This window comes from Flavobacterium sp. GP15, assembly GCF_014281985.1.
GTDB lineage: Bacteria > Bacteroidota > Bacteroidia > Flavobacteriales > Flavobacteriaceae > Flavobacterium > Flavobacterium pygoscelis.
In genome coordinates this window covers 285322-307623 of record NZ_JACFTC010000003.1, presented here as the reverse complement: position 1 = coordinate 307623, position 22302 = coordinate 285322, and the positions used below count along the sequence as shown (strand labels likewise).

Annotated in this window: 17 protein-coding genes; 9 read left to right on the top strand and 8 right to left on the bottom strand. The window is 30.9% G+C overall.

Annotated elements, in window-relative coordinates; genetic code table 11:
• The 9 genes from H2650_RS09290 to H2650_RS09250 all read left to right on the top strand — a co-directional run bounded on the left by H2650_RS09290 (position 1) and on the right by H2650_RS09250 (position 10018).
• Positions 1 to 960: a fasciclin domain-containing protein gene (locus H2650_RS09290; protein ID WP_188050526.1), complete on the top strand. Its 960-nt coding sequence runs from the start codon at positions 1 to 3 to the stop codon at positions 958 to 960.
• A 365-nt stretch (positions 961 to 1325) separates the two neighbouring features.
• Positions 1326 to 2621, top strand: a complete 1296-nt coding sequence (locus H2650_RS09285) for an NAD(P)/FAD-dependent oxidoreductase (RefSeq protein ID WP_188050525.1) — start codon at positions 1326 to 1328, stop codon at positions 2619 to 2621.
• A gap of 2 nt (positions 2622 to 2623) precedes the next feature.
• Positions 2624 to 4216 carry a 4Fe-4S dicluster domain-containing protein gene (locus H2650_RS09280; RefSeq protein ID WP_188050524.1) on the top strand — a complete coding sequence of 531 codons (1593 nt, stop codon included), beginning with the start codon at positions 2624 to 2626 and terminating at the stop codon, positions 4214 to 4216.
• Positions 4217 to 4228: 12 nt separating this feature from the next.
• The gene (locus H2650_RS09275) at positions 4229 to 4948 is read left to right on the top strand and encodes a DUF547 domain-containing protein (RefSeq protein WP_188050523.1); all 720 of its coding nucleotides are present in this window, start codon (positions 4229 to 4231) and stop codon (positions 4946 to 4948) included.
• 43 nt (positions 4949 to 4991) lie between these two features.
• Complete coding sequence (locus H2650_RS09270; RefSeq protein WP_188050522.1) at positions 4992 to 5381, top strand: toxin-antitoxin system YwqK family antitoxin; 390 nt, start codon at positions 4992 to 4994, stop codon at positions 5379 to 5381.
• Between the two features lie 10 nt (positions 5382 to 5391).
• Positions 5392 to 6081: a glycosyltransferase family 2 protein gene (locus tag H2650_RS09265; RefSeq protein WP_188050521.1), complete on the top strand. Its 690-nt coding sequence runs from the start codon at positions 5392 to 5394 to the stop codon at positions 6079 to 6081.
• A 28-nt stretch (positions 6082 to 6109) separates the two neighbouring features.
• Positions 6110 to 7591, top strand: coding sequence for a cellulose synthase family protein (locus H2650_RS09260; RefSeq protein ID WP_188050520.1), 1482 nt, complete (start codon positions 6110 to 6112; stop codon positions 7589 to 7591).
• Positions 7588 to 8931 (top strand): glycosyltransferase 87 family protein, encoded by a 1344-nt coding sequence (locus tag H2650_RS09255; RefSeq protein ID WP_188050519.1) that lies wholly within the window; start codon positions 7588 to 7590, stop codon positions 8929 to 8931. The genes H2650_RS09260 and H2650_RS09255 overlap by 4 nt, the downstream gene beginning before the upstream one ends.
• 55 nt (positions 8932 to 8986) lie before the next feature.
• Entirely contained in the window at positions 8987 to 10018 is a 1032-nt protein-coding gene (locus H2650_RS09250; RefSeq protein WP_188050518.1) for a hypothetical protein, read from the top strand.
• Between the two features lie 7 nt (positions 10019 to 10025).
• Here the strand turns inward: H2650_RS09250 and msrA are convergent, their stop codons facing one another.
• From msrA to H2650_RS09210, 8 genes are all read right to left on the bottom strand, one after another.
• A complete protein-coding gene (msrA, locus tag H2650_RS09245) occupies positions 10026 to 10652 on the bottom strand; it encodes a peptide-methionine (S)-S-oxide reductase MsrA (protein WP_188050517.1) in 627 nt (208 codons plus the stop codon).
• Positions 10653 to 10795: 143 nt separating this feature from the next.
• Positions 10796 to 11758, bottom strand: coding sequence for a nucleoside hydrolase (locus H2650_RS09240; RefSeq protein WP_188050516.1), 963 nt, complete (start codon positions 11756 to 11758; stop codon positions 10796 to 10798).
• Between the two features lie 4 nt (positions 11759 to 11762).
• Positions 11763 to 12752 (bottom strand): phosphotransferase, encoded by a 990-nt coding sequence (locus H2650_RS09235; protein WP_188050515.1) that lies wholly within the window; start codon positions 12750 to 12752, stop codon positions 11763 to 11765.
• Positions 12753 to 12909: 157 nt separating this feature from the next.
• Positions 12910 to 15885, bottom strand: a complete 2976-nt coding sequence (locus H2650_RS09230) for a TonB-dependent receptor (protein ID WP_188050514.1) — start codon at positions 15883 to 15885, stop codon at positions 12910 to 12912.
• A 42-nt stretch (positions 15886 to 15927) separates the two neighbouring features.
• Positions 15928 to 16626: a DUF2064 domain-containing protein gene (locus H2650_RS09225; RefSeq protein WP_188050513.1), complete on the bottom strand. Its 699-nt coding sequence runs from the start codon at positions 16624 to 16626 to the stop codon at positions 15928 to 15930.
• Between the two features lie 424 nt (positions 16627 to 17050).
• Positions 17051 to 21019 (bottom strand): PAS domain S-box protein, encoded by a 3969-nt coding sequence (locus H2650_RS09220; protein WP_188050512.1) that lies wholly within the window; start codon positions 21017 to 21019, stop codon positions 17051 to 17053.
• A gap of 14 nt (positions 21020 to 21033) precedes the next feature.
• Entirely contained in the window at positions 21034 to 21468 is a 435-nt protein-coding gene (locus H2650_RS09215; protein ID WP_188050511.1) for a response regulator, read from the bottom strand.
• A gap of 366 nt (positions 21469 to 21834) precedes the next feature.
• Positions 21835 to 22029, bottom strand: a complete 195-nt coding sequence (locus H2650_RS09210) for a hypothetical protein (protein ID WP_188050510.1) — start codon at positions 22027 to 22029, stop codon at positions 21835 to 21837.
• Positions 22030 to 22302: the final 273 nt, after the last annotated feature.

Below are 22302 nucleotides of genomic sequence, written 5' to 3'. Positions count from 1 at the left end.
ATGAAAAATACAAATATAAAAAACGCTTTTTTCGCAGTAGCTTTAATGTTATCTATAGTTTCATGTGATTCTGAGTACAAAGATGAAACACCTAGTATTGCTGGAATTGCAGTAGCTAATCCTAATTTTAGCACACTTGAAGGAGCTGCAGTACAAGGTGGTGTAGTTGGAGTTTTAAGCAACCGTAATCCTAATGATCCTTCTGGACATTACACTGTTTTCGCTCCTACAAATGATGCTTTTGCAAGACTAGGATTAGTTGATGCAGGAACTTTGGGAGGATTACAAAATAGTTTTTTGACCAATACCCTACTGTATCATGTTTCTAACGGGGATTTACTTTCTAATCAAATTATAACTGGTAACACATCAAAATCTGCTTTAGGACCTAACAGACGTTTTATAAGTAGAGGAAAAGATTTATACATCAACGGTTCAAAAATAATATTGACAAATGTAAATGCTAGTAATGGTACCGTTCATGCTATAGATAAAGTGATGATCGCTACTGGTGTAGATATTGTACAATCTGCGATATTATTACAAACTGCTAAAGTATTCAAAGCGCCTGAACTTACTTTTTTAGTGGCAGCGGTTGTAAAGTCGGGTTTAGCACCAGTTTTAGCTGATCCAAATGCTAACTTTACTATTTATGCACCAACAGATGCAGCATTTAAAGCGGCAGGATTTGCAACTGTTCAGGATGTTACCAATGCACCAGCATCAGTTTTAGCACAAGTTTTATTAAACCATGCAATTGCAGGTGGAAAATTTACATCAGAACAAAATAGCACTACAGTTGCTACAGCAGGTGGAGGAACATTGACTTATAGCCCATTTTTAAACGGTACTTTTACTATAAAAAGTAATGGAATTACAACTCCTGCTAATATGGTTATTCCAGATATACAATGTAGTAACGGAATTGTACATGTTATAGACAAAGTTTTATTGCCATAATAATATAAAACAAAAGAAAACAGTTACAAGTTTATAATTGCAACTGTTTTCTTTTAAATTATTGCTTTCTAAAAAAATAAAGATTTTAGTTTTTATAATATTTTATAATTATACTTTCTAATTAATATTTTTTTCTAAAAAGAATTGAAATTTTATGAATTGTTAATCATTATGGTTTTAACTTAAAACTATATTTGCGGTCAGATAAACAAGCACGTAATTCTATTAATAATTAAAAAATACATTTGATTTTATTAAATTGATGTAGATCCAAAGTATTGGTTTTTAAAATGATGATTAAAATAGTATCTTTTTAATCAGCTAACAAATTATTTTTTCAGTAATCGAATACTCAAATATTTTATATGGAACATATTGTAATCATTGGAAATGGAATTGCGGGAGTCACGCTTGCACGACATATCAGAAAGAAATCTGAATCAAAGATTACAATTGTATCAAATGAAAATGAGTTTTTCTTTTCACGAACAGCGTTAATGTATGTTTTCATGGGACACATGAAATTTGAGCACACACAACCTTATGAAAATGATTTTTGGAAAAAAAACAAAATAGAACTTACACTAGGGCAAGTTATACAGGTTGTTCCTTCTGCTAAAGAAATTATTTTGGCAAACGACAAAAAAATAAGCTACGACAAATTAGTATTAGCAACTGGATCAAAACCTAATAAATTTGGCTGGCCTGGCGAAGAACTAAAAGGCGTTACCGGGTTGTATCATAAAAAAGATTTAGAATCATTAGAGAAGTGGTCTGTAAATGCAAATCGAGCTGTCATTGTTGGAGGAGGTTTAATAGGAATCGAATTAGCAGAAATGCTTCGCTCTCGTGACATACAAGTTACTTTACTTGTTAGAGAAAAATCGTTTTGGGCAGGCGTTTTACCTTTTGACGAAAGTCAGATGATTAACCGTCACATAGTAGAACATAATATTGATTTGAGATTAGAAACCAATTTAGTAGAAATTCTTTCAGACGAAAGCGGAAATGCTAAAGGAGTTGTAATGGATAAAGGAGAAATAATACTTTGCGATATAGTAGGTTTGACCGCAGGTGTATCTCCAAACATTGATTTTTTAAAAAATTCAGGAATAGAATTAGGAAAAGGAATAAAAGTAGATCGTTTTTTAGAAACAAATATAAAAGACATTTACGCAATTGGTGATTGTGCTGAACAACGTGTTGCTATTGGAGAAAGAACAGTTGTTGAGGCTGTTTGGTATACGGGTCGAATGATGGGAGAAACTTTATCACAAACATTATCAGGAATACCCACAGCATATAATCCAGGAAATTGGTTCAATTCGGCTAAATTCCTAGATATAGAATACCAAACTTACGGCTGGGTTTGGGCTAAACCTAAAGAATACGAAGCACAGTTTTATTGGGAACATCAGCAAGGAAAGAAAGCAATACGAATTTCTTTTGATAAAAGTAATCGCACTTTTTTAGGTATTAATACTTTTGGTATACGAATGCGTCATGAATTTTTTGATAAGGTTTTGACTGAAAAGAAAACGGTAGAATATGTTATCGAAAATTTACTTAAAGCTAATTTTGATCCGGAATTTTTCACTTCGCATCATAAAGAAATTCAAAAACAATTTTACAAACAATTCGATAGTTTTAAAACCGCATAATTATGACTAAAATAGGTGAAAATATATCGATTGCTTCTCATGAAAATATGCAGATGAATGGCATGCAAAAATTAAGTGTTACTTTAGGCATATTGGGTTTATTTATTTTGGTACTAGCATTATTTAATGTTAATTTTCCAAATAAAGAAATTTGGCTTGCTACCGCTATAGCTTTAATTTTAGTAGGTGTTATTACTTATGCAAATAAAACATATCTCAATCAGCCTGCAGGTATAAAAAACAATGGCGTTTGGCATACAAACTTTACCAACAAAGGTACTTTGGCTTGGATGACTGGTATTGTGTTAACTTCATTTTATGTAGTTTTATATTGGTATCCTCAGTATTTAGGGCTTAATCAAGAAGGTGGAAAAAATAGTGGAATTGTTGCGTTTTTTGATCCACTAAGTCTAATTTTAAACGGAAAATCGGCTACTCAATGGTTTGTTTATGGTACTTTATATACTGTCGCTATTTTAGGGTTAGGTTATAAATTTATTTTAAAATACAGACATAATAAGTACCAATTAGTGCGTACTTTATCAGTAATGTTTTTTCAATTAGGATTTGCTTTTTTAATTCCCGAAATCTTAGAAAAACTGAATCCAGAAAAAGCTTATTTTGCTAAGGATTTAAAAAATATGTGGCCACTAAACTATTATTTTTTTAATGATTGGCACTTAAAAAACATGTTGGAAGGCGGTAATTTAGGCATGTTCATGTTGATCTTTGGTATAGCAATGATTTTTATCATATCCCCTGTCCTTACCTATTTTTATGGTAAAAGATGGTATTGTTCTTGGGTTTGTGGTTGCGGAGGTCTCGCAGAAACTGCTGGTGATAGCTTTAGACATTTGTCAAGTAAATCAACAATATCATGGAAAATTGAACGATGGATGATTCACAGTGTTCTTGTATTTTCATTTATTATGACAATCGCAGTAATATTTACATTTTTATCTGATAATCCTCAAATGAGTTTTATTACAAAAGATCAATTTATTTTTGGTGTAGTAATTTTCTTAGCCTTATTTACAATTGTACTGTATGTTTTTAAAAGAAAAGATATGGATACCGATGCGATTTATACAATGCTTTCATTAGTCGCTATAATTATTATATCTTTGCTGCTCAATTATTTTTCTGGAAAACAAAATATTCTGTTTTTAGATAGTAATTCATTGAGAGAATGGTACGGCTTTGCTATAGGAGCTGCATTTAGTGGCGTCGTGGGAGTTGGGTTTTATCCTATTTTAGGCAATCGTGTTTGGTGTCGTTTTGGATGTCCAATGGCTGCAATATTAGGACTGCAACAACGCTTATTTTCGAGATTTAGAATTACTACAAATGGCGGACAATGTATTTCATGCGGTAATTGTTCTACCTATTGCGAAATGGGAATTGATGTGCGTAGCTACGCTCAAAAAGGAGAAAATATTGTGCGTTCTTCTTGTGTTGGTTGTGGCATATGTTCGGCAGTTTGCCCTCGTGGCGTTCTAAAATTAGAAAATAACTCCGTATCAGGTAGAATAAATGCTAATGAAATTTTACTAGGAAATGATGTTGATTTACTAGATTTAATAAATAATAAATAGAAAATTTTTAAAATGAAAAAAATTATTTTAGCGCTTTGTTTTTTGGCCTTACCCTTATTATCACAAGCTCAAACAACCGAGCAATTTTTTGAGCAAGCAACTGAGTTTCTAAAGAAAAATGTAACTGAAGATGGAAAAGTTGACTATGAAACTATTAAAAAAAGCCCTGGCGAGTTAATATACATATTAAGTAACATTCAAAAACTTGATACTAAATTTAGCGATAAAAAATTAGCAAAAGCATTTTGGATTAACGTATATAATCTTCAAGTAATAAAAGGAGTAATTGATGTATATCCTATTACTTCTGTAGAAAAAATACCAGGTTTCTTTACTGAAAATAATTTTGTTGTAGGTAATCAAGATTTAACACTTGATGATATAGAAAACATTATATTAAGAGACTTGTTCTTTGATCCAGCAATACACTTTACATTATCTAGTGCAGCAAATGGTGGAGCTCCTTTATTGGATACCGCTTATATGCCATTAAGAATTGATGAGCAAATAAAACAAAGAGCTACGTTTGTGATTAACTCTAAAAACTACGTAATAGTTAAGAAAGAACAAAAAGTAGTAGAGTTACCAAAAATATTTGAATGGTATAAAAAAGATTTCGCAGTAAACTATTTTAACGAAATCGATTTTATTAACATCTTTTTAGAAAAAAAACTAGATAGTAAGTTTACAATAAAAACATATAATTTTGATTGGTCTTTGAACCAAAAATAATATCTAAAAAAATAGCCTTTGCTAGACTAATACTTGATAAAAAATGATTAAATCCGTTTTCATATTAATTTTATTTTATGTTTTACCCGTTTCTGGTCAAAAAACGTATTGCAAAAATTATTATGAAAACGGAAATATGAAGTCAGAAGGATGGCTTTCTGATAATAAGAAAGTTGATTATTGGTTTTATTATTACGAGAATGGCATAAAAAAAGAAGAAGGACATTATGCGGATGATAAAAAAACCAAATGGTGGTTGATTTACAACACCAATGGAAAAATCCAAAAGAAAGTCGAATTCAAAAATAATCTCCCCGAAGGGCTTTGTATTTTTTACACGAATGGAAAAATCATAAAAGCCGCCCGATACAATGCAGGAATTAAAACGAATGAATGGAATTCAATCTCAAGTTATCAGAGAGACAATCCGTGATAAATAAAAAATGAATATAATAAAAGTAATTATTCCTGCTTACAATGAGGAAAAAGCGATAGCAAATGTAATTGGTGAAATACCAAGTTTTGTTTCCGAAGTCATCGTAATTAGCAATAATTCTACTGATAACACAGTTCTTGTAGCAACTAACGCTGGTGCTACAGTACTAACCGAAAAAAGAATGGGCTACGGATATGCTTGTTTGAAAGGACTTGAGTACATTTCAAATCAACCAATAAAGCCCGATATCGTAGTTTTCCTTGACGGTGATTACTCTGATTATCCAGAAGAATTGATTAAACTTACCACTCCTATTATTGAGAATAACATTGATTTTGTTATTGGCGCCAGAGTAAAAAACTTGCGTGAAAAACATGCAATGACTCCTCAGCAAATTTTTGGAAATTGGTTAGCAACTACTTTAATGAAGCTGTTTTTTAAAGCTACTTACACGGATTTAGGTCCTTTTAGAGCTATTAAATATTCAAAATTAGTAGCATTAAATATGGAGGACAAAACTTATGGTTGGACCGTAGAAATGCAACTTAAAGTTTTAAAACAAAAAATGTCCTATTTAGAAATTCCTGTTCGGTATAAAAACAGAATTGGTGTTTCAAAAGTTTCAGGTACTGTAAAAGGAACCGTTATGGCAGGAATAAAAATAATAGGATGGATTTTTAAATATACCTTTAAATAAATTCTTCCATAAATGGTAAAATAATAACATGCTACTACTTTCTTATATTGTTGTAATTTTATACAGCCTAGCAATTTTTCTTTTATTTTTATATAGTTTAGCCCAATTCAATTTACTTTTGAACTATTTGAAAAGTAAAAAAAAGGAAGACCAATCTTTACAATTTGATCTTTCTCTAGAATCTGAAATTCCATCCGTAACCATTCAGCTTCCAATTTATAACGAAAAATATGTAATTGAGCGATTATTAAATACCATTTCTCAAATAGATTATCCAAGAGGACTTTTAGAAATTCAAGTATTAGATGATAGTACAGATGATAGTATTATAGAAACTAAAGCTTTAGTTAACAAACTTTTTGCTACTGGTTTAGATATAAAACACATTACACGCACTGATAGAAAAGGATATAAAGCAGGAGCATTAAAAGAAGGTTTACAATATGCTAAAGGAGAATTTATAGCTATTTTCGATGCTGATTTTGTACCACAAAAAGACTGGCTTTACCAAACTATTCCTTATTTTAAAAATCCCAAAATTGGTGTTGTTCAAACACGTTGGGGCCATTTAAATCGGGATTACTCTGTATTAACAAAGATTCAAGCTTTTGCCTTAGATGCACATTTTACATTAGAACAAGTGGGTCGTAATTCAAAATTACATTTCATAAATTTTAATGGAACAGCAGGTGTTTGGAGAAAGAAATGCATTATAGATGCGGGCAATTGGGAAAGCGATACCCTTACTGAAGATCTCGATTTAAGTTATAGAGCGCAGTTGAAAAATTGGGAATTCAAATACTTAGAAAATGTAGTTACACCAGCAGAATTACCCGCGATAATTAGTGCTGCTCGTTCACAACAATTTAGATGGAATAAAGGTGGCGCTGAAAATTTTAGTAAAAATGCCAGAAGAGTAATTGCCTCCAAATCTATTGGATTTAAAACTAAAGCACATGGTATTTTACACTTGCTAAATAGTACCATGTTTTTAGCTATTTTTACAATGGCAATGTTAAGTGTACCAATGCTATACATTAAAAATGAATTTCCTGTATTTGAAAAAGTATTTGATATACTGATCTTTTTCATCATAACTTCTATTCTGTTTTTTATTAGCTATTGGACCACTTATAAAAACATACATGGTGGCGGTTTTAAAAACTTTTTTAAATACATTTCTTTATTCCTTACTTTTTACACTATTGCAATGGGTTTTTCATTTCACAATACCATCGCTGTACTCGAAGGCTTATGGGGCAAAAAAAGTGAATTTGTAAGAACTCCAAAATTAAATATTGAAGGCCTTAAAGAAAAATGGAAACAAAACACATATCTGACTAAAACTATTTCAAAAAATATTTTTGTTGAAGGAGGTTTAGTACTTTACTTCTTGTTTGCTATTTACAGTGCATTTGTATTAAAAGATTACAGTTTAATAGCGATCCATCTAATGCTTTTTCTAGGTTTTGCTTTTGTATTTATAAAATCATTGCAAACAAATAGATGAGTTTTGTAATATCAAATAAAGTAAAGACATACTTGTTTGTACTTCTAAGTATATTACTCTACTTGTACATTGCTTATTTCTTAAAGAGAAATGAATTTATAAATTTAATAGTTTCTTTTACTTTTTTGTTTGTTTGTTTTTATTACATCGTTAAACTTCAAAAAGATAATTTTGTTTTTCTAATTGTAGCAGCAATACTATTTCGTTTGCTTTTTTTGGTCGCTTTACCCAACTTATCCCAAGATTATTACCGTTTTATATGGGATGGAAATCTCATCTTACAAAATATAAGCCCTTATTTACATTTACCGCAAGACCTTATTAAAGAAAACAGCTTTAGCATTCCAAATGCGAATGTTTTGTATGAAGGAATGGGCAGTTTAAGTGCGCAACATTATTCTAATTATCCTCCTGTAAATCAATTTTTATTTGCATTAGCAAGCTTTTTGGGTTTACAATCTGTTTTAGGAACTGTCATTATGATGCGTGTAATAATTATTGCTGCAGACCTAGGAACATTATATTTTGGAGGAAAATTATTAGCTCGATTAGGGTTAGAAAAAAATCGTGTTTTTTGGTATATTCTAAATCCACTGGTACTTGTAGAACTCTCTGGAAATTTACATTTTGAAGGAGTAATGCTCTTCTTTTTTATATGGTCTCTTTACCTCTTAGAAAAAAACAAATGGAAAACTGCTGCTGTAGTATTAGGATTTTCGATTTCGGTAAAGTTATTGCCACTTCTATTTCTTCCTTTATTCTTAAAAAAATTAGGTTGGAAAAAAGCTGTTTCTTTTTACGCAATAGTGATTGGAGTCACTATTATTTTGTTTCTCCCTTTTCTTTCAAGACAATTAATTCATAATTACAGTGAAACTATTGGACTTTGGTTTACTAATTTCGAATTTAATGCTAGCGTGTATTATATTATTCGCGAAATTGGTTTTTGGATTAAAGGATACAATATCATTCATACCGTTGGAAAAATTATTCCTATTTTTATTATTCTTTATATTGCTTACCAAAGTTTTAGAGAAAAAAACAAGAGTAGTATTGAATTGCTTCATACAATGCTAATAGTATTGTCTGTTTACTTTTTTATGGCAACAACCGTGCATCCTTGGTATGTTATTAACCTTATTTTAATAGCTACTTTTACGTCCTATAAATATCCGTTCCTGTGGAGTTTTACCATCATTTTAAGTTATAGTGCGTATTCTAATACTGTTTTTTCAGAGAATTATTGGTTAATTGCTATCGAATATATCGCTGTTTTTAGTTTACTTTTCTATGAGAAATGGATTAAATTAAAAAATAAATCTCAATTGACTACAGCTTAACTTTTTCAGTTTTAACTATTTTATTCTGTAATTTATTTTTTAAAAATTGAACATTATGAAGTTAAAAAAAATCATACTTAAACTTTGTATCATTTTACCTCTTTTGGTCATTTGCTATTCTTTTTATAAAAGTGAAAACAAAACTAATTCGAAAACAAATATAGAATTCAGGGGAATGAATTTAGTTGCTCCTATAAGTGAACTAAAAAATGAAACCTTTGAAACCTTAAAACAAAATAATGTCAATTACATTTCACTTATTCCTTATGCATTTGTCAATTTAAGTCAAGCCACCGTTTCTTATAATCACAATAAACAATGGTGGGGAGAAACTTCTGAAGGAATAGCAGAAACTATTAAAAAATCACATCAATATCAAATACAAGTGATGCTTAAGCCTCATCTTTGGATTAAAAATGGCTTATATACTGGTAATTTAGACTTTGCAACAGAGAAAGAATGGGAAAAATGGGAAGAAAATTATGAAAAATATATAATTGAATTTGCTGAATTAGCTCAAAAAGAAAATGTAGCTCTTTTTTGCTTTGGCACAGAACTTGGAAATCCAATAGCAAAACGGCCTAAATTTTGGTTTGATTTAATTAGTAAAATCAGAAAAGTATATAAGGGTAAAATAACTTATGCCGCGAATTGGGATGATTTTGAAAAAATTCCTTTTTGGAAAGAACTAGATTATATAGGTATTGATGCTTATTTTCCGTTATCGGATGCTATCACACCAACCGTATCTGATCTAAATAGTGCCTGGCAAAAACACCTCTTAAAGATAATTCTACTCCAACAAAAAATAAATAAAAAAGTCGTTTTTACGGAATTTGGATACCGAAATTCAGATTATGCTGCAAAAGAACCTTGGCTAGAAAATCAGAGTAAGATAAATAATATTGGGCAAGCCAATGCCTATGAATCACTCTTTGAATCTTTGATTAAAAAAGAATGGTATGCGGGCGGATTTGCTTGGAAATGGTACGCAGATGATTATTATAAAAAGTCAAATCCTATTGATTATACTCCTCAAGAAAAACCAGCGTTACAAATTATTAAAAAATGGTATAAAGAAAGGTAATGAAAAGTTAGCTATTAGGTTTTAATTTACCTTTATAGTCATTTTTAAATTTTTCATATCGGGGCAAGGAAACTCCTCTAACATAAGGTTGACTCGGATTGTTTTTTACATAATTTTGATGATACGATTCGGCTTCGTAAAAATCGCCAACAGGTAATACTTCTGTTACAATAGGACTATTATAAATCTTATTATCTGTAAGTTGTTTGATTTTTTCCTCAATAATTTTCTTCTCTGTTTCATTTTTATAAAAAGCGATAGAACGATAAGAAGAACCCCGATCTGGACCTTGCTGGTCTGGTGTTGTGGGATCTTGTGAAATAAAAAATACGTTTACTAATTCTTGGTATGAAATCACCTTTGGATCATAAAACACAGCAACCGACTCTGCATGTCCTGTTTTATTAGAACTAACATATTCATAGTATGGATTTTTGATTGTTCCGCCTGTGTAACCAGAAATAACATCATCAACGCCCACAAGAGATTCAAAAATATGTTCTGTACACCAAAAACATCCTGAAGCAAAAATCGCTACTTCTTGGCCTTTTTTGGGTTTTAATGACAATTTTTCTGTTTTATTAGTACAACTAACAAGCAATACTAAAATCATAATATAACTTACTATTTTCATCTTAAAGTCTTTTTTTAATAAAGAAACCTCAAAACATCTAAAATAATTCTGATGATTTTGAGGCACACTTTATTAACAATTTAATATACAGTAATTTACGTGTATTTTATTTATTTAGCTTTAGAACAAGTATTAAAGTTTTGTTACTTTTTTACACTTAGAGTTTCTAATATTTTCTCTTCAAATCCTTGTAGAGCGCGTATGGCATAATCTACTTTTTTCTTAGATTTAAATTGATATGAAACCTCTAGAAAATTTTTATAAGGTGTTGTAGGTTGTATCTCTAGTGCATCATTTTTTTTGTAATTGACTTTGATAGGTATGTCCTTATAATATGTAAAATAATCTGGATGTGTAATTACACCAAGTGTAGAACAGTCAAAAGGAATAAAACCTCTCACACCAAAATATTTTTCATTGTTCTCCATCCAAGGTTGTACAATATCAAAAAGCCATTTATCTGCTTCTTCATTTTGATCCAAACTGGCCAAATCAATATTCCCAATATGCGTATAAGAACTGGGTTCATAACCTGCAAAAACTAAGGGAATACTTGATTCTAAAAGCACATTCATAGAAGCATTATCCAATTCATAATTATAGTCAAATACATTTAATTTTCCATTTCCTGGATTAAACACTTGACCAGGAGTTCGTGCCGCACATATTGAAATTTTCTCGATTTGCGGAATAATATCAGGATGATTCTGAATTAATGTTGCAATATTAGTCATTGGACCAAGTGCTAAAATCGTTAATTTCTCTTTTTTAAGTGCCTGATAAAGTGCTCTTGTTGCGTCATTTTCTACACCTAAATCATCTGCTTTTGGAGAACCTTTATAAACCGGAATTGATTCTCCTTTATGATGCCATTTTAATAATTTCTGAATAATATCGTAGCTATAATCGACATACGTAATCGAACTGATTCCTACAATATCAATTTGAGGCTGCTTTAAAGCCATAATTAATGTAATTCCATCATCAACTTCACGAGCCGTTTTATCTGGCATTCCAATCATCAAATCAGTATCAAACCACACTTTTGTTTGCGCTTGCAGTGCACAAGTAAACAAAAGTGCATAAAATATCATTTTAGTTTTCATCTTTTTATTTTAAAATTAAAGTCCGTGCAAAAGTCAATAAATTAGCTTTAGTTTCTAAATCCATTTTCAATGGCAATTGGGCCAAACCAATCAATCTTCGCATAATTTCAGTTCCTATAAAACCATTTAGAATTTCACTATTTAGTTCTGAAAAATAAAGATAATTATTTTTTATATAAGCAATCTTAGATTTCTCTTGCTGCGTAAGATACAAATGCGCAATAAAAACGGCTAAATCAAATTCGCGCAAACCATAAAAACAAAATTCAGGATCAATTATCTTAATTCCGTTTTCGGTCTTTAACCAACTTCCAGGATAATAATCACCATGCAATAAATATTTCCCTTTAGAAAGATATAAAGAGCCCAAACTTTCTATTTTAAGTTTTAATTCAACATCGTTTTTATAAGTTATTGCTATTTCTTGAAGTCCTTTTTGCACTGTATTCAAATCAAAACCAGTATCGTCTCTATAAGGAAATTCAAATATATGCTCGTAATTTAGCGCTCTCATTGCAGAGTTTGACAACTCCTCATCGATAATTTCTTTTTGAAAATTTTGGTGCAAACCATTCAAATAACCAACTAATTGATGTAGTTCCTTTTCTTGTATTTTTTCTTCTAAATCATACAAAAAAGTAAAATCATTTGACTTTCCTAAATCTTCTAAAAGAATTAAATTATTGGCCTCATCTATTGCAATTATTTTAGGCATCGCAGCTTGAACATCAAAATCAGCAGCAATTTTGGTATAAAAAGCTCCTTCTGTAAGCACTCGATTTGCTGGAGCCAAAACTTGCGGATATTTTTCTACATACCCACGAGATTGTTTTATGATAAAAGAATGTTTTGTGGTCACGATTCGCAATACATAATTCATATTTCCCTCTCCTGGTTTGGCTATAGAGTTAATCGTTTCATTTTCTTCTAACCAATTATTTTCTCGCAAATAAGCAGCCAATTCTGTTGGCTCATTTTCGTTTAGTATAAACATAATTATTTTCTATTTTTGGGGCATTGCCTAAAAAGGCCCGGGCTATACGCTTTATCTTTTGTTCCGCTAACGCTTTACAAAAGGATACCGCTTCTATCCCTAATGCAAATTAAAAATATCCTGCAAATTAATGTAATCTGCAGGATATTAATTGCTATTAGAACAAATAACGCACTCCAAACTGAAACTGTCTTGGTGGCGAAGCATTTCTTTTAGTAAATAATCCACTGGCAACAGAACCACCTTGAATTTGGTTACTTTGAGTAGCATTATTACTATAACCACTTAAATTTTCAGCATTAAAAATATTAAAGATATCAGCACGCAATTCTAATTTATTATTTGCTGAAATTTTAAATTGATGTTGCAATCCAAGGTCAAAAGTAGCACTCCACGGCAATCGGTCATTGTTTCTACTTTCCCCAGGAAAACGATCACTATTTCCTTGATACGCATCCGAGAAACTAGAACCATCTCCGTTCAAATCAGTAGTACCAAAACCAAGTGGAATTCTGTTTATAGGTTGTCCACTTTGCAATAAACCAGCCATCGTAATAACTGTACCTTTAAAAGGGTAATAGCTATAAATACCGTTAATATTATGAGTTCTGTCGTTTATAGAAGGTCCCCATTCGTTAGCATAATTGTTGGCATCCGATGGTCTAAAGTTGATGTCATCTGTATTGTTTTTGCTAGAGGACAAAGTATAATTCAATCGATAAGAGTAATTATCCAATCCTCTTGCTTTTTGATAATTCAAGCTCATGGCGTAGTATCTCGATTTACCTTCGTTTTCTGTTACAATTACATTTCTAGCAACTCCAGTAAGGTTCTGACCATTTATAGTTGCGCTGCCGTTAACAATAGGAATTGGTCGACTAGCATCTGCCTGTGCTTGCGTTCTAATAACTACATTATTAGGATCTACTGTATATTCGGCTGCAGCATTAAGATTGCGCAAACGACTTAAATTTTCACCTCTATTGTGCACGACATCAATAAAAAATAATTTATCTTCTTGAACTTGCAGTTGATAACCCACTACAAATTGATGTGAATAAGGATTTTTGTATCCATTTGGATTCAAAATTCTGCGTTCACCAGAAAAAACATTTTCTCTTTGCACTTGCAAACTTGCAGCAGAAGGACCTTGCAAATAATTCACTCCCGATACTGAAGCGGATAAATTTCCGTCGTAGGTAATTTTATCTATGTTAGTGTTTGCAGGCAAAATTCCCAATCTTTTAAGCTCTTCTAATTGTGTTTTATAGCTTTGAGAAGTCGTATTTTGTTGTAGAGCATCACTGTAAATAGCATAGTTTACTTTGTCATAAGCAATACCATAACCACCTCGAATACTACTTGAATTATTTAATTTATAATTAAAATTAATACGAGGAGCTAAGTTGTTAAAATCACCTTTATCGCTTCCTCCTTTTGATAAATTATCATAATCGTAACGCAATCCTAAGGTAAGATTCAATCGATCGGTAACAGACCATAAATCTTCAATATAAGCCGAATAAATATCCTGATGAGTCCCAAAAGAAGTTGGTCGCAATTCTACATTATAATCTAAAACTTGAACATCCTGAGGAATATCATTTAGATCTAGTGCGCCTGCTACTCCACTATTTTTTATAATATCTATTTGATTTTGATTCAATTTAACTCTATAATTACCCACTGGATTTCCACCTCCAAATAGCTGATGATTACCTCTAATAAAATTTAAACCTGCTTTAAAAGTATGATTTTCAGAATAATATTTCAATTTTTGTTGCAATTGGATTGTATTTTCAAACGAATCAAATACATATCCAGGATTTCCAATCACACCTAATGTTTCATCATTTACGCCTAATATCGTTACTTGAGATTGATTAGGATTAAATGGTTTTGCATAATTCCATCTAAAACGGCTGTATTGAACATTTGTTTCCCCAGAAAAATTACCAAATTTATAATTGTTTTTCAAGGCAACTAAAATACTATTTCGCGCTTGAGTATTTCCTGCAGAGTTAAAAGTAGAACCACCATCGAGCCCACCACCTTGACGCTCTACATCAACTCTCCCAACGTTTGCTCGAAAAGAGGAATTGAAATTAGTATTCCAGATTTGATCTATTTTAGCCGAAAAGTAATCAAATGTATTGGTTCCTCTTACCGACTCTGAAACACCTAATTGAGGGACATTTAATAAATTATCTTTAATGTCTGTTGTATGTTCAAAGTTAAAATAATAGAACGTTTTATCTTTAGCAAAAGCGCCTCCAATTCCCGCACCAGTTTGATAACGAGCAAATCCGTTTTTAACTTGATTACCAGATAAATCACGTTGCGCAAAACTTGACTTTCCGTCAATTGCTGGGCCTGGTCTTGTGATAAAAAATGCTTCTCCCGAAGTTTCGTTAGAACCAGAACGCGGCGTAATATTTATGATTCCACTTCCTGTTAAACCATATTCAGCAGAAAAATTATTGGTTAAAACGGTTATATCTTTGACAAATCCAGAAGGAATAGCAAATTTTTGTCCACCTAAAAAGCGTTCGTTATTATCTAAACCATCAATTAAGTAAGAAGTGTTTTGAGAACTTGCTCCATTGATACTCACATTTGCCGCTTCAGGAAAAAATCCTGTAGCCTGCGAAACATTTGGCAAACGATATAAAACTCTTGTAATATCACGACCTTCAACTGGTATTTCCTGTATTTCAGCTGCTTTTAATTCAGAAGAAACCTCAGCATCACTCCTATTAATCTTTGAAGTTGATTTAGAAGATACCACAATTTCATTTAGTTCCTGCGCATTAGCTTTTCTTAAAACTAAAGTTACATTTGGATTCTGATTGGATCGAATACTTATAAAATTAGAATTTTCGGCTGAATAATCTTGAGTTGCCATAGCATTAACTTGATAATTATCAAGCGCTTCCAAATTTCTAAAAATTGCTTTCCCTTGTGTATTGGTAATCTGGCTTACTGCTAGATTTCTACTTTTATTGATTAAAGTAACAGCTATATTAAAAATGGGCTTTTGTGTTTCTGCATCGATTACAGAAACGGTTAAATCTTGTTGAGCGACTGCTATTGTTGATATAAGTAGCACTGCCCAAATATAAAATTGCTTCATTTGGTTGAGAATAATTAATTAAAAAAAAGTTGTAAAAAGTATTTATAAAGGAAAGGGAGATCCTTTATTAAAATTGACCGCTTGATAAGCAGTAGAAATAAATTTTATTTCACTATTCTTTTTAACTTTTAATGAATTAAAAAAAGAAAGTAATAACTTTCTAAAATCATCAGAAAATGACAATTTATGAATTGCTTTTTTAAAATCGGAAGCATCATCACAATCATTCAAAAATGGAAGATAGGCAATGGATTGTTCCTTGTAAAGACTTTGTAAAGCAGTAAAAACATCTTTACTTTGCCAAGGAATACGCTGAAAATTAGCAGAATTGAAGGTAGATTTTCTAACTCCTATTAAGTAAGCACCTCCAGAATAATCTGAACCAATAACCAAAGAATTTGTTTTTAAATCTCGATCGACTTGTAATAAATGATGCGATTTTAATTCAATACAGTCATTACCTATAACAATAACTTTCTCGAATCCTTGATCGAATACATGCTGAATAGCATTTGTTATTTTTTCTCCAAAACTGGTTCCAACTTGATTTTTTTCAGTTGATATAAAATAAGATAATTTAGTTTTCTGAATGGTTTTTAAAGCATTTCCATTCATTTTCTTCCACAACAATAAATTTTGCTTAGCGCTAGGAAAAATTGGCTTAATAATACTTTCAACATTTTCGCTTTGTGCAAAAAGAAGAATAGCAGTTCGTGAATTAGAATCCTTTACTAAATTCATTATTTATAAGTCAAAATGATTTGTGGTTGTGGTGAAAGTAATAAAAAGTAATTTGAATATACTATCACAATAATCATCTACGTATAAATAAAGAGTTTAGTTTTAAAATATTTTAAAATTTTATAAAAAAAGAAGTAACTTCCTATAATTCTATTGATTAAACAATTATTAAAATTCTTATTTTATTTGAAATCAATTTCGATAAGCAACTAATACCTAATTTTCAGTATTATTAAACATTTAAAATAAAAGATAAAAACTTGGAATATTTTATAAAAAATAGCATCACTTATCAATTGTTCTATTAGGAACAAAATTTTGTTCATTGTAAGATAGAAAATCCTAATGTATACTTACTTTCAATAAAAAAGCGTTTAAATAAATTTTATTTAAACGCCTCTTTTAATATGGTAATTGATCCAAATTAACACTTCTGATACGGAATAAATATTTCAAAAGTAGCACCTTCATTTAAAACTCCAGTAGCGAGAATACGTCCGTTATGATTGTCAATAATCCTCTTAACAATTGCTAATCCAATACCAGTACCTTCAAATTTTTCTTTACCATGCAAGCGTTGGAAAACCTCAAATATTTTTTCAGAATACTCTTCTTCAAATCCAATTCCATTATCTGTAAATTTAATATAACAATACTCTCTATCTGGGTCTAAATCATGAGTGACTATTTCTGAGTTTAATGCCAAACGAGAATCTATAACGATGTTACAATTTTGATTGGGTTTTGTAAACTTTAATGAATTACTAATCAAATTAAAGAGTACTTGCCTAAATTGAAATGGAATAATATCAATTTCGCAGTCATTCCTGATTGTTATGTTTGAATTTTCTCCTTCAAAATCTTCCTCTAAGTCTTCTTTTACCTCATCAATTATATCTGAAAGTTTTGTTTTTTTGAAAGAGCGTTCTTGCACGCTGGTTCGGGAATAAGCAAGCAAATCTTGAATTAAAGTTTGCATTCTGTCTGCAGCAGATCGCATTCTATGAAATTTATCAAGCCCTTTATCGGATAAGTTTTTGGCTTCACTCTGTTGAAGTTGAGTTGCAAAAGTCTGAATTTTTCGCAAAGGTTCTTGTAAATCATGACTCGATATATAAGCAAAAGATTGTAGTTCCCTATTCATCTTTTCTAAAGCTTCGTTTTTGTCGTAGATTTCTTTTGTTCTTTCAGATACTTGTTTCTCTAATTCGTTGGTAAACATTTTTTGATCCTGAATATCAGTACTCGTTCCCACCCACATCGTAATAACACCAGATTTGTCTCGCTGCGGAATTGCCCTACTTAATTGCCATCTGTAGGTTCCGTCATTTTTGCGAAAGCGATGCTCAATTATAAAATCTTTCTCTGTAGAAACTGCTTCAATCCATTTAGTTCGATTTTCTTCTTTTTCCTCATCGTGAACGATAGAAAGCCATCCTTTTTCAATCATTTCCTCCTTAGAATATCCTGAAAAATCATAGACCGCTTGATTAAAATACGTTAATTTTCCTTCTCGATTAGCAGTCCAAACAAATTGAGGCATAGAATCTGCCAAAAGTCTGAACTTTTGTTCTCTTTCTAAAAGTTCATTTTGTATGTTTTTCTCATCGGTAACATCGCGCAAAGTTCCGATGATACGAAGTGGTTTTTTATCTAAATCGAAAAAAACTTTTCCTTTAGCTTCTATCCAATGTATTACCTCATCAACAATTATTCTAATCTCATAATAAAGAATACCATTCTTTAGCGCTTCTTTAAAGGCGGTTTTTCTTATGATTAAATCATCTTTATGCATCTTACTAGAAAGTAGTTCGCGATTGTATTTTTTTTCACCAGGCAATCCCAATATTTCTAATGCACGTTGAGATACCTTTGTTTCATTATTTTTTAGATCTAATTCCCAAACACCTAGTTCACTTGCATTTATAACAATATTTAATCGCTGTTCCTTATTTTCTAATTCTTTCTTTGCTATAACATTTGCTGTTACATCTGTAGCTACTACAATAATCCCTACAACAGTATCGGATTCTATTAAAGGTTGATACACAAAATTAAAATAGCAATCCTCTTTATTACCAAAGCGTTTTAAAACTACAGGAAATTCGTAGCCATAAAAAGCTTTTTTGGTTTGATAAATCCCCTTAATTATAGGATCAATAGATTGTTCTACTTCGGGTAAAGATGAAAATAAGGGCTTTGATAAAAATTCTGATTCCGTTTTATCAACTAATTCTAAATAGGGAGCATTAGCCATTTCTACAATGTTCTCTTCTCCTCTAAAAATAACTATGGCAACAGGAGCTTGATGCACCGAATCTCTAAATCTTTTTTCGCTTTCTTCAATTCTTTTTTTAGCTTCGTTTAATTCTGTGACTTCTGCAGCAGTATTCATTACACCATAAATAGTTCCTAATAAATCCCTTAGAGGTGTAAAACTGTAATTAAAATAAAAACTTTTTAGAATACCGTTCTTTAATATGTCAACTTTTTGATTTTTTGCATGAAAGGGTATTCCAGTAGCAAAAACTCCGCTTATTTGTTCATAAATATTTTGATTTTCTAATTCTGGTAATACTTCTTTATATAATTTGCCAATTACACCACTTCCCTTTCCCCAAGCCTCTATCATAGACTGATTGGCAAGTGTTATTCGCATTTCAGAACCTGTGTACACTGCAATAGGAAAAGGTGCGCTTTCTACTATGCTGCGTATATCGTGTTCGCTTTTCTCAATTTCTTTACGTGCTCTAACTTGTGTAGTTACATCAAAACCAAGTACCATAATTTTATCACTATTTCCTTCATCATCAAAAAGAGGCTCATATGAAAAATTCATAAAGACAGTTTCTAATATTCCATAGCGCATAATCTTTAAGGGCAATTCTGTAGTAGAAAAATGTTGTTTAGTAGTTCTTACTTTATCTAAAATATTCTGGATTCCTTGCAATGCTAATTCAGGGATCGAATCAAATACAGAAATATTATATACTTCTTCCTCGGTCTTAGTCCAAAGATCTAAAGCGCTTTTATTGGCAATTTCTACGATATATTTAGGTCCACGAAGAATGGCAATTGCCATCGGTGCTTGAAGTATTATTAATCGAAGGTTGTTTTCGCTTTGCTCTAATTTTTTTCTTGCTATGGTTTGCTCCGTAATATCTTCGACAGTACCATTAAAACGAAAAGGTTTTTTATCACTAGTAAACAAGGCTTTTCCTTTGGCATGCAATGTTATTTCTTTTTTTGAAATAGGATTTACGATATCATAACAAATGTCATAAATTCCTCCTGACGAAAATTGAAGTGCGGTATCAATAGCAGTAATTACCTTAGATTTGTCTTTCTCTTTAATTACTTTTGTTCCATCATACAGATCAATATCTTGTTCAACGGAAAGTCCAAACCACTCTTTTAATCGGTTATTCGAAGTAAACTTATTCGTTACTGGATCATAATCAAATGTTCCCAATTTTGCAGCTTCAATTACAAATTCTAGTTCGTTTTTACTTTCATCTAGTGCTCTTTCTGCTAATTTTTGTGGGTTAATATTGGTATTGGTACCAAACCAAGTTATAATTTCTCCAACCTCATTTTTCACAGGCAAAGCCCTTGTTAAAAATTGATTATAAACTCCATCTGCTCCCTTAATGGGATAAACCATTTCAAAAGCTTGTCCCGTTTTTAAAGAGGTATTCCATTCTTTTAAAACAGCTTCAAGCTCTTTCTCTTTGTATACCGATTTCCAACCCCAACCTTGCATATCTTCAAATGAAGTTCCGGTGTATTCATACCATTGTTTGTTGTACCAATATACAGATCCTTCAGCATCGGCCATCCAGGCCAAATTTGGAATATTATCGGCTAATGTTTTAAAACGCTTCTCACTTTCTTGTAATTCTTGATCCGCAATTTGCTTGGCTGTAGTTTCAAAAATAGTTACTAATGTTCCGCCTATTTCTCCGTCTTGTAAAAAAATAGGACTGTAAGCAAAATCAAAATAACAGTTTTTCAAAGATCCATCTCTATCCAAAGTCAAAATAAAGCTAGACGAACTTGCAAATTCACCTTTCATCACTAAATCAAACTTATCTTTAGTAATTTGCCAAACTTCTGATAGAGTGTCTGAAGGTTTAAAAGCCAAAGAATCCAATTGTTGTTGTTTTCCTAAAATTGGCAAATAAGCATCGTTATAAATTTGTGTACATTCTTTTCCCCAAGCAATATACATTGGTAAAGGATTATTAAGTACTAATGAAACTGCTGCCTGCAAATTTTGAGACCATTTTTCTGGCAAACCTAAAGGCGTTTTTGTCCAATCTTTTTTGCGAATTAAATCGCCCATTTTGCCTCCACCTTTAAGAAAGTAGTATTGATCGTTGGAATTATTCAAAATAAGATATTATGTTAACAATGAATTATAAAATTGTTTCTTTCTGGTTGATTAATTTTGTCTTCTTGTAATAAAACAGTTGCTTGATGAATCACTTTCTTTAATACATTAAAATCACCCGGTTTACGAATATAATAATGCGCTCCGTTATCATATAACTTGTTCACTATTTCAATATCTAATGAGGTAGAAAAAATCACAACAGGAATATCCTTTAAAGTCTCATTTGCTTTAATTTCAGATAAACATTCACATCCTGTTTTGCGCGGCATATTGATGTCAAGAAATAATATATCTGGCAATTGTTCTGATTCCTTTGCTAATAATTCCATTAGCTCTACTCCGTCATTAACTGTAGCTAATTTGTAAGAACTAAAGAGCTCTTCTACAGCATCTTCAAAGAAAAGACGATCATCTATGTCATCGTCTGCAAGTAATAATTTTTGCATAATAATATTCCTTTAAATAGATTCTTTAATGACGCTTTTGAATTAATTATTTAAAGAGGAATAAAAAATTCAATCAAAAGTAAGAAAAATTTTTGTTAAACAATTGATATGGGTTTAATGCTATAAGAATTACTAGAATTTAATAGAGAGCAGAAATCTGTTATTTTGATAATGAAATTCCACTTAAACAAAATAAAAAAGGAATTTTTGTCTTAAAATCAATTTATTTATGAAATATAAGTTCTTAAAAAAAATAGTATGCGCTATATAAAGCCTTATAAACCAATTTGAGGAAAGAAATATAAATTTATAATAATACTACAAAAAAAAAGCGTCTTAGAGATTGCTCTAAGACGCTATTAAAATTTATTTTTTTTCTTCATTATTGAGTTTATCATCAAAATCGGGTGCTTCCCCTTTAAATTTTTGAGTATCCTCATCGTAGTTTTCATCATTCGTTAAAACTTGATCGTGATCTTTATATTGATGCTTTCTCATATCACTTCGGTTATCTGATCCTTTGTTATTCGAATTTTGCGGAGTTGAATTGTTTGTGCTCATTTTTTGTGGTTTTAAATTTTAATAAAATTACCATTATGAACTTAAAAAGTTATTACACAATCACGAACAATATTTGCAAAATTCAAACTCATCATCAATCAAAATCCTTAAAAACGTCTTGTTTCAATTATTTTTTCATTAAAAAATTCTACATTAGAATAAAACTCAATAGCAACATTATCAAATACTTAATGTTTTAAATTATATAAAATTTTAAAAATATTTTATAATTTATTTGATCAGATAATAAATAAATTTGATTTTAAGATTTAA

What these genes read in the sequence shown, in the direction of transcription:
- H2650_RS09285 (WP_188050525.1), top strand. Translation starts at nt 1,326, where the DNA reads ATGGAACATATTGTAATCATTGGAAATGGAATTGCGGGAGTCACGCTT.
- H2650_RS09255 (WP_188050519.1), top strand. Translation starts at nt 7,588, where the DNA reads ATGAGTTTTGTAATATCAAATAAAGTAAAGACATACTTGTTTGTACTT.
- H2650_RS09290 (WP_188050526.1), top strand. Translation starts at nt 1, where the DNA reads ATGAAAAATACAAATATAAAAAACGCTTTTTTCGCAGTAGCTTTAATG.
- msrA (WP_188050517.1), bottom strand. Translation starts at nt 10,652, where the DNA reads ATGAAAATAGTAAGTTATATTATGATTTTAGTATTGCTTGTTAGTTGT.
- H2650_RS09240 (WP_188050516.1), bottom strand. Translation starts at nt 11,758, where the DNA reads ATGAAAACTAAAATGATATTTTATGCACTTTTGTTTACTTGTGCACTG.
- H2650_RS09225 (WP_188050513.1), bottom strand. Translation starts at nt 16,626, where the DNA reads ATGAATTTAGTAAAGGATTCTAATTCACGAACTGCTATTCTTCTTTTT.
- H2650_RS09275 (WP_188050523.1), top strand. Translation starts at nt 4,229, where the DNA reads ATGAAAAAAATTATTTTAGCGCTTTGTTTTTTGGCCTTACCCTTATTA.
- H2650_RS09265 (WP_188050521.1), top strand. Translation starts at nt 5,392, where the DNA reads ATGAATATAATAAAAGTAATTATTCCTGCTTACAATGAGGAAAAAGCG.
- H2650_RS09270 (WP_188050522.1), top strand. Translation starts at nt 4,992, where the DNA reads ATGATTAAATCCGTTTTCATATTAATTTTATTTTATGTTTTACCCGTT.
- H2650_RS09250 (WP_188050518.1), top strand. Translation starts at nt 8,987, where the DNA reads ATGAAGTTAAAAAAAATCATACTTAAACTTTGTATCATTTTACCTCTT.
- H2650_RS09230 (WP_188050514.1), bottom strand. Translation starts at nt 15,885, where the DNA reads ATGAAGCAATTTTATATTTGGGCAGTGCTACTTATATCAACAATAGCA.
- H2650_RS09280 (WP_188050524.1), top strand. Translation starts at nt 2,624, where the DNA reads ATGACTAAAATAGGTGAAAATATATCGATTGCTTCTCATGAAAATATG.
- H2650_RS09210 (WP_188050510.1), bottom strand. Translation starts at nt 22,029, where the DNA reads ATGAGCACAAACAATTCAACTCCGCAAAATTCGAATAACAAAGGATCA.
- H2650_RS09260 (WP_188050520.1), top strand. Translation starts at nt 6,110, where the DNA reads ATGCTACTACTTTCTTATATTGTTGTAATTTTATACAGCCTAGCAATT.
- H2650_RS09215 (WP_188050511.1), bottom strand. Translation starts at nt 21,468, where the DNA reads ATGCAAAAATTATTACTTGCAGACGATGACATAGATGATCGTCTTTTC.
- H2650_RS09235 (WP_188050515.1), bottom strand. Translation starts at nt 12,752, where the DNA reads ATGTTTATACTAAACGAAAATGAGCCAACAGAATTGGCTGCTTATTTG.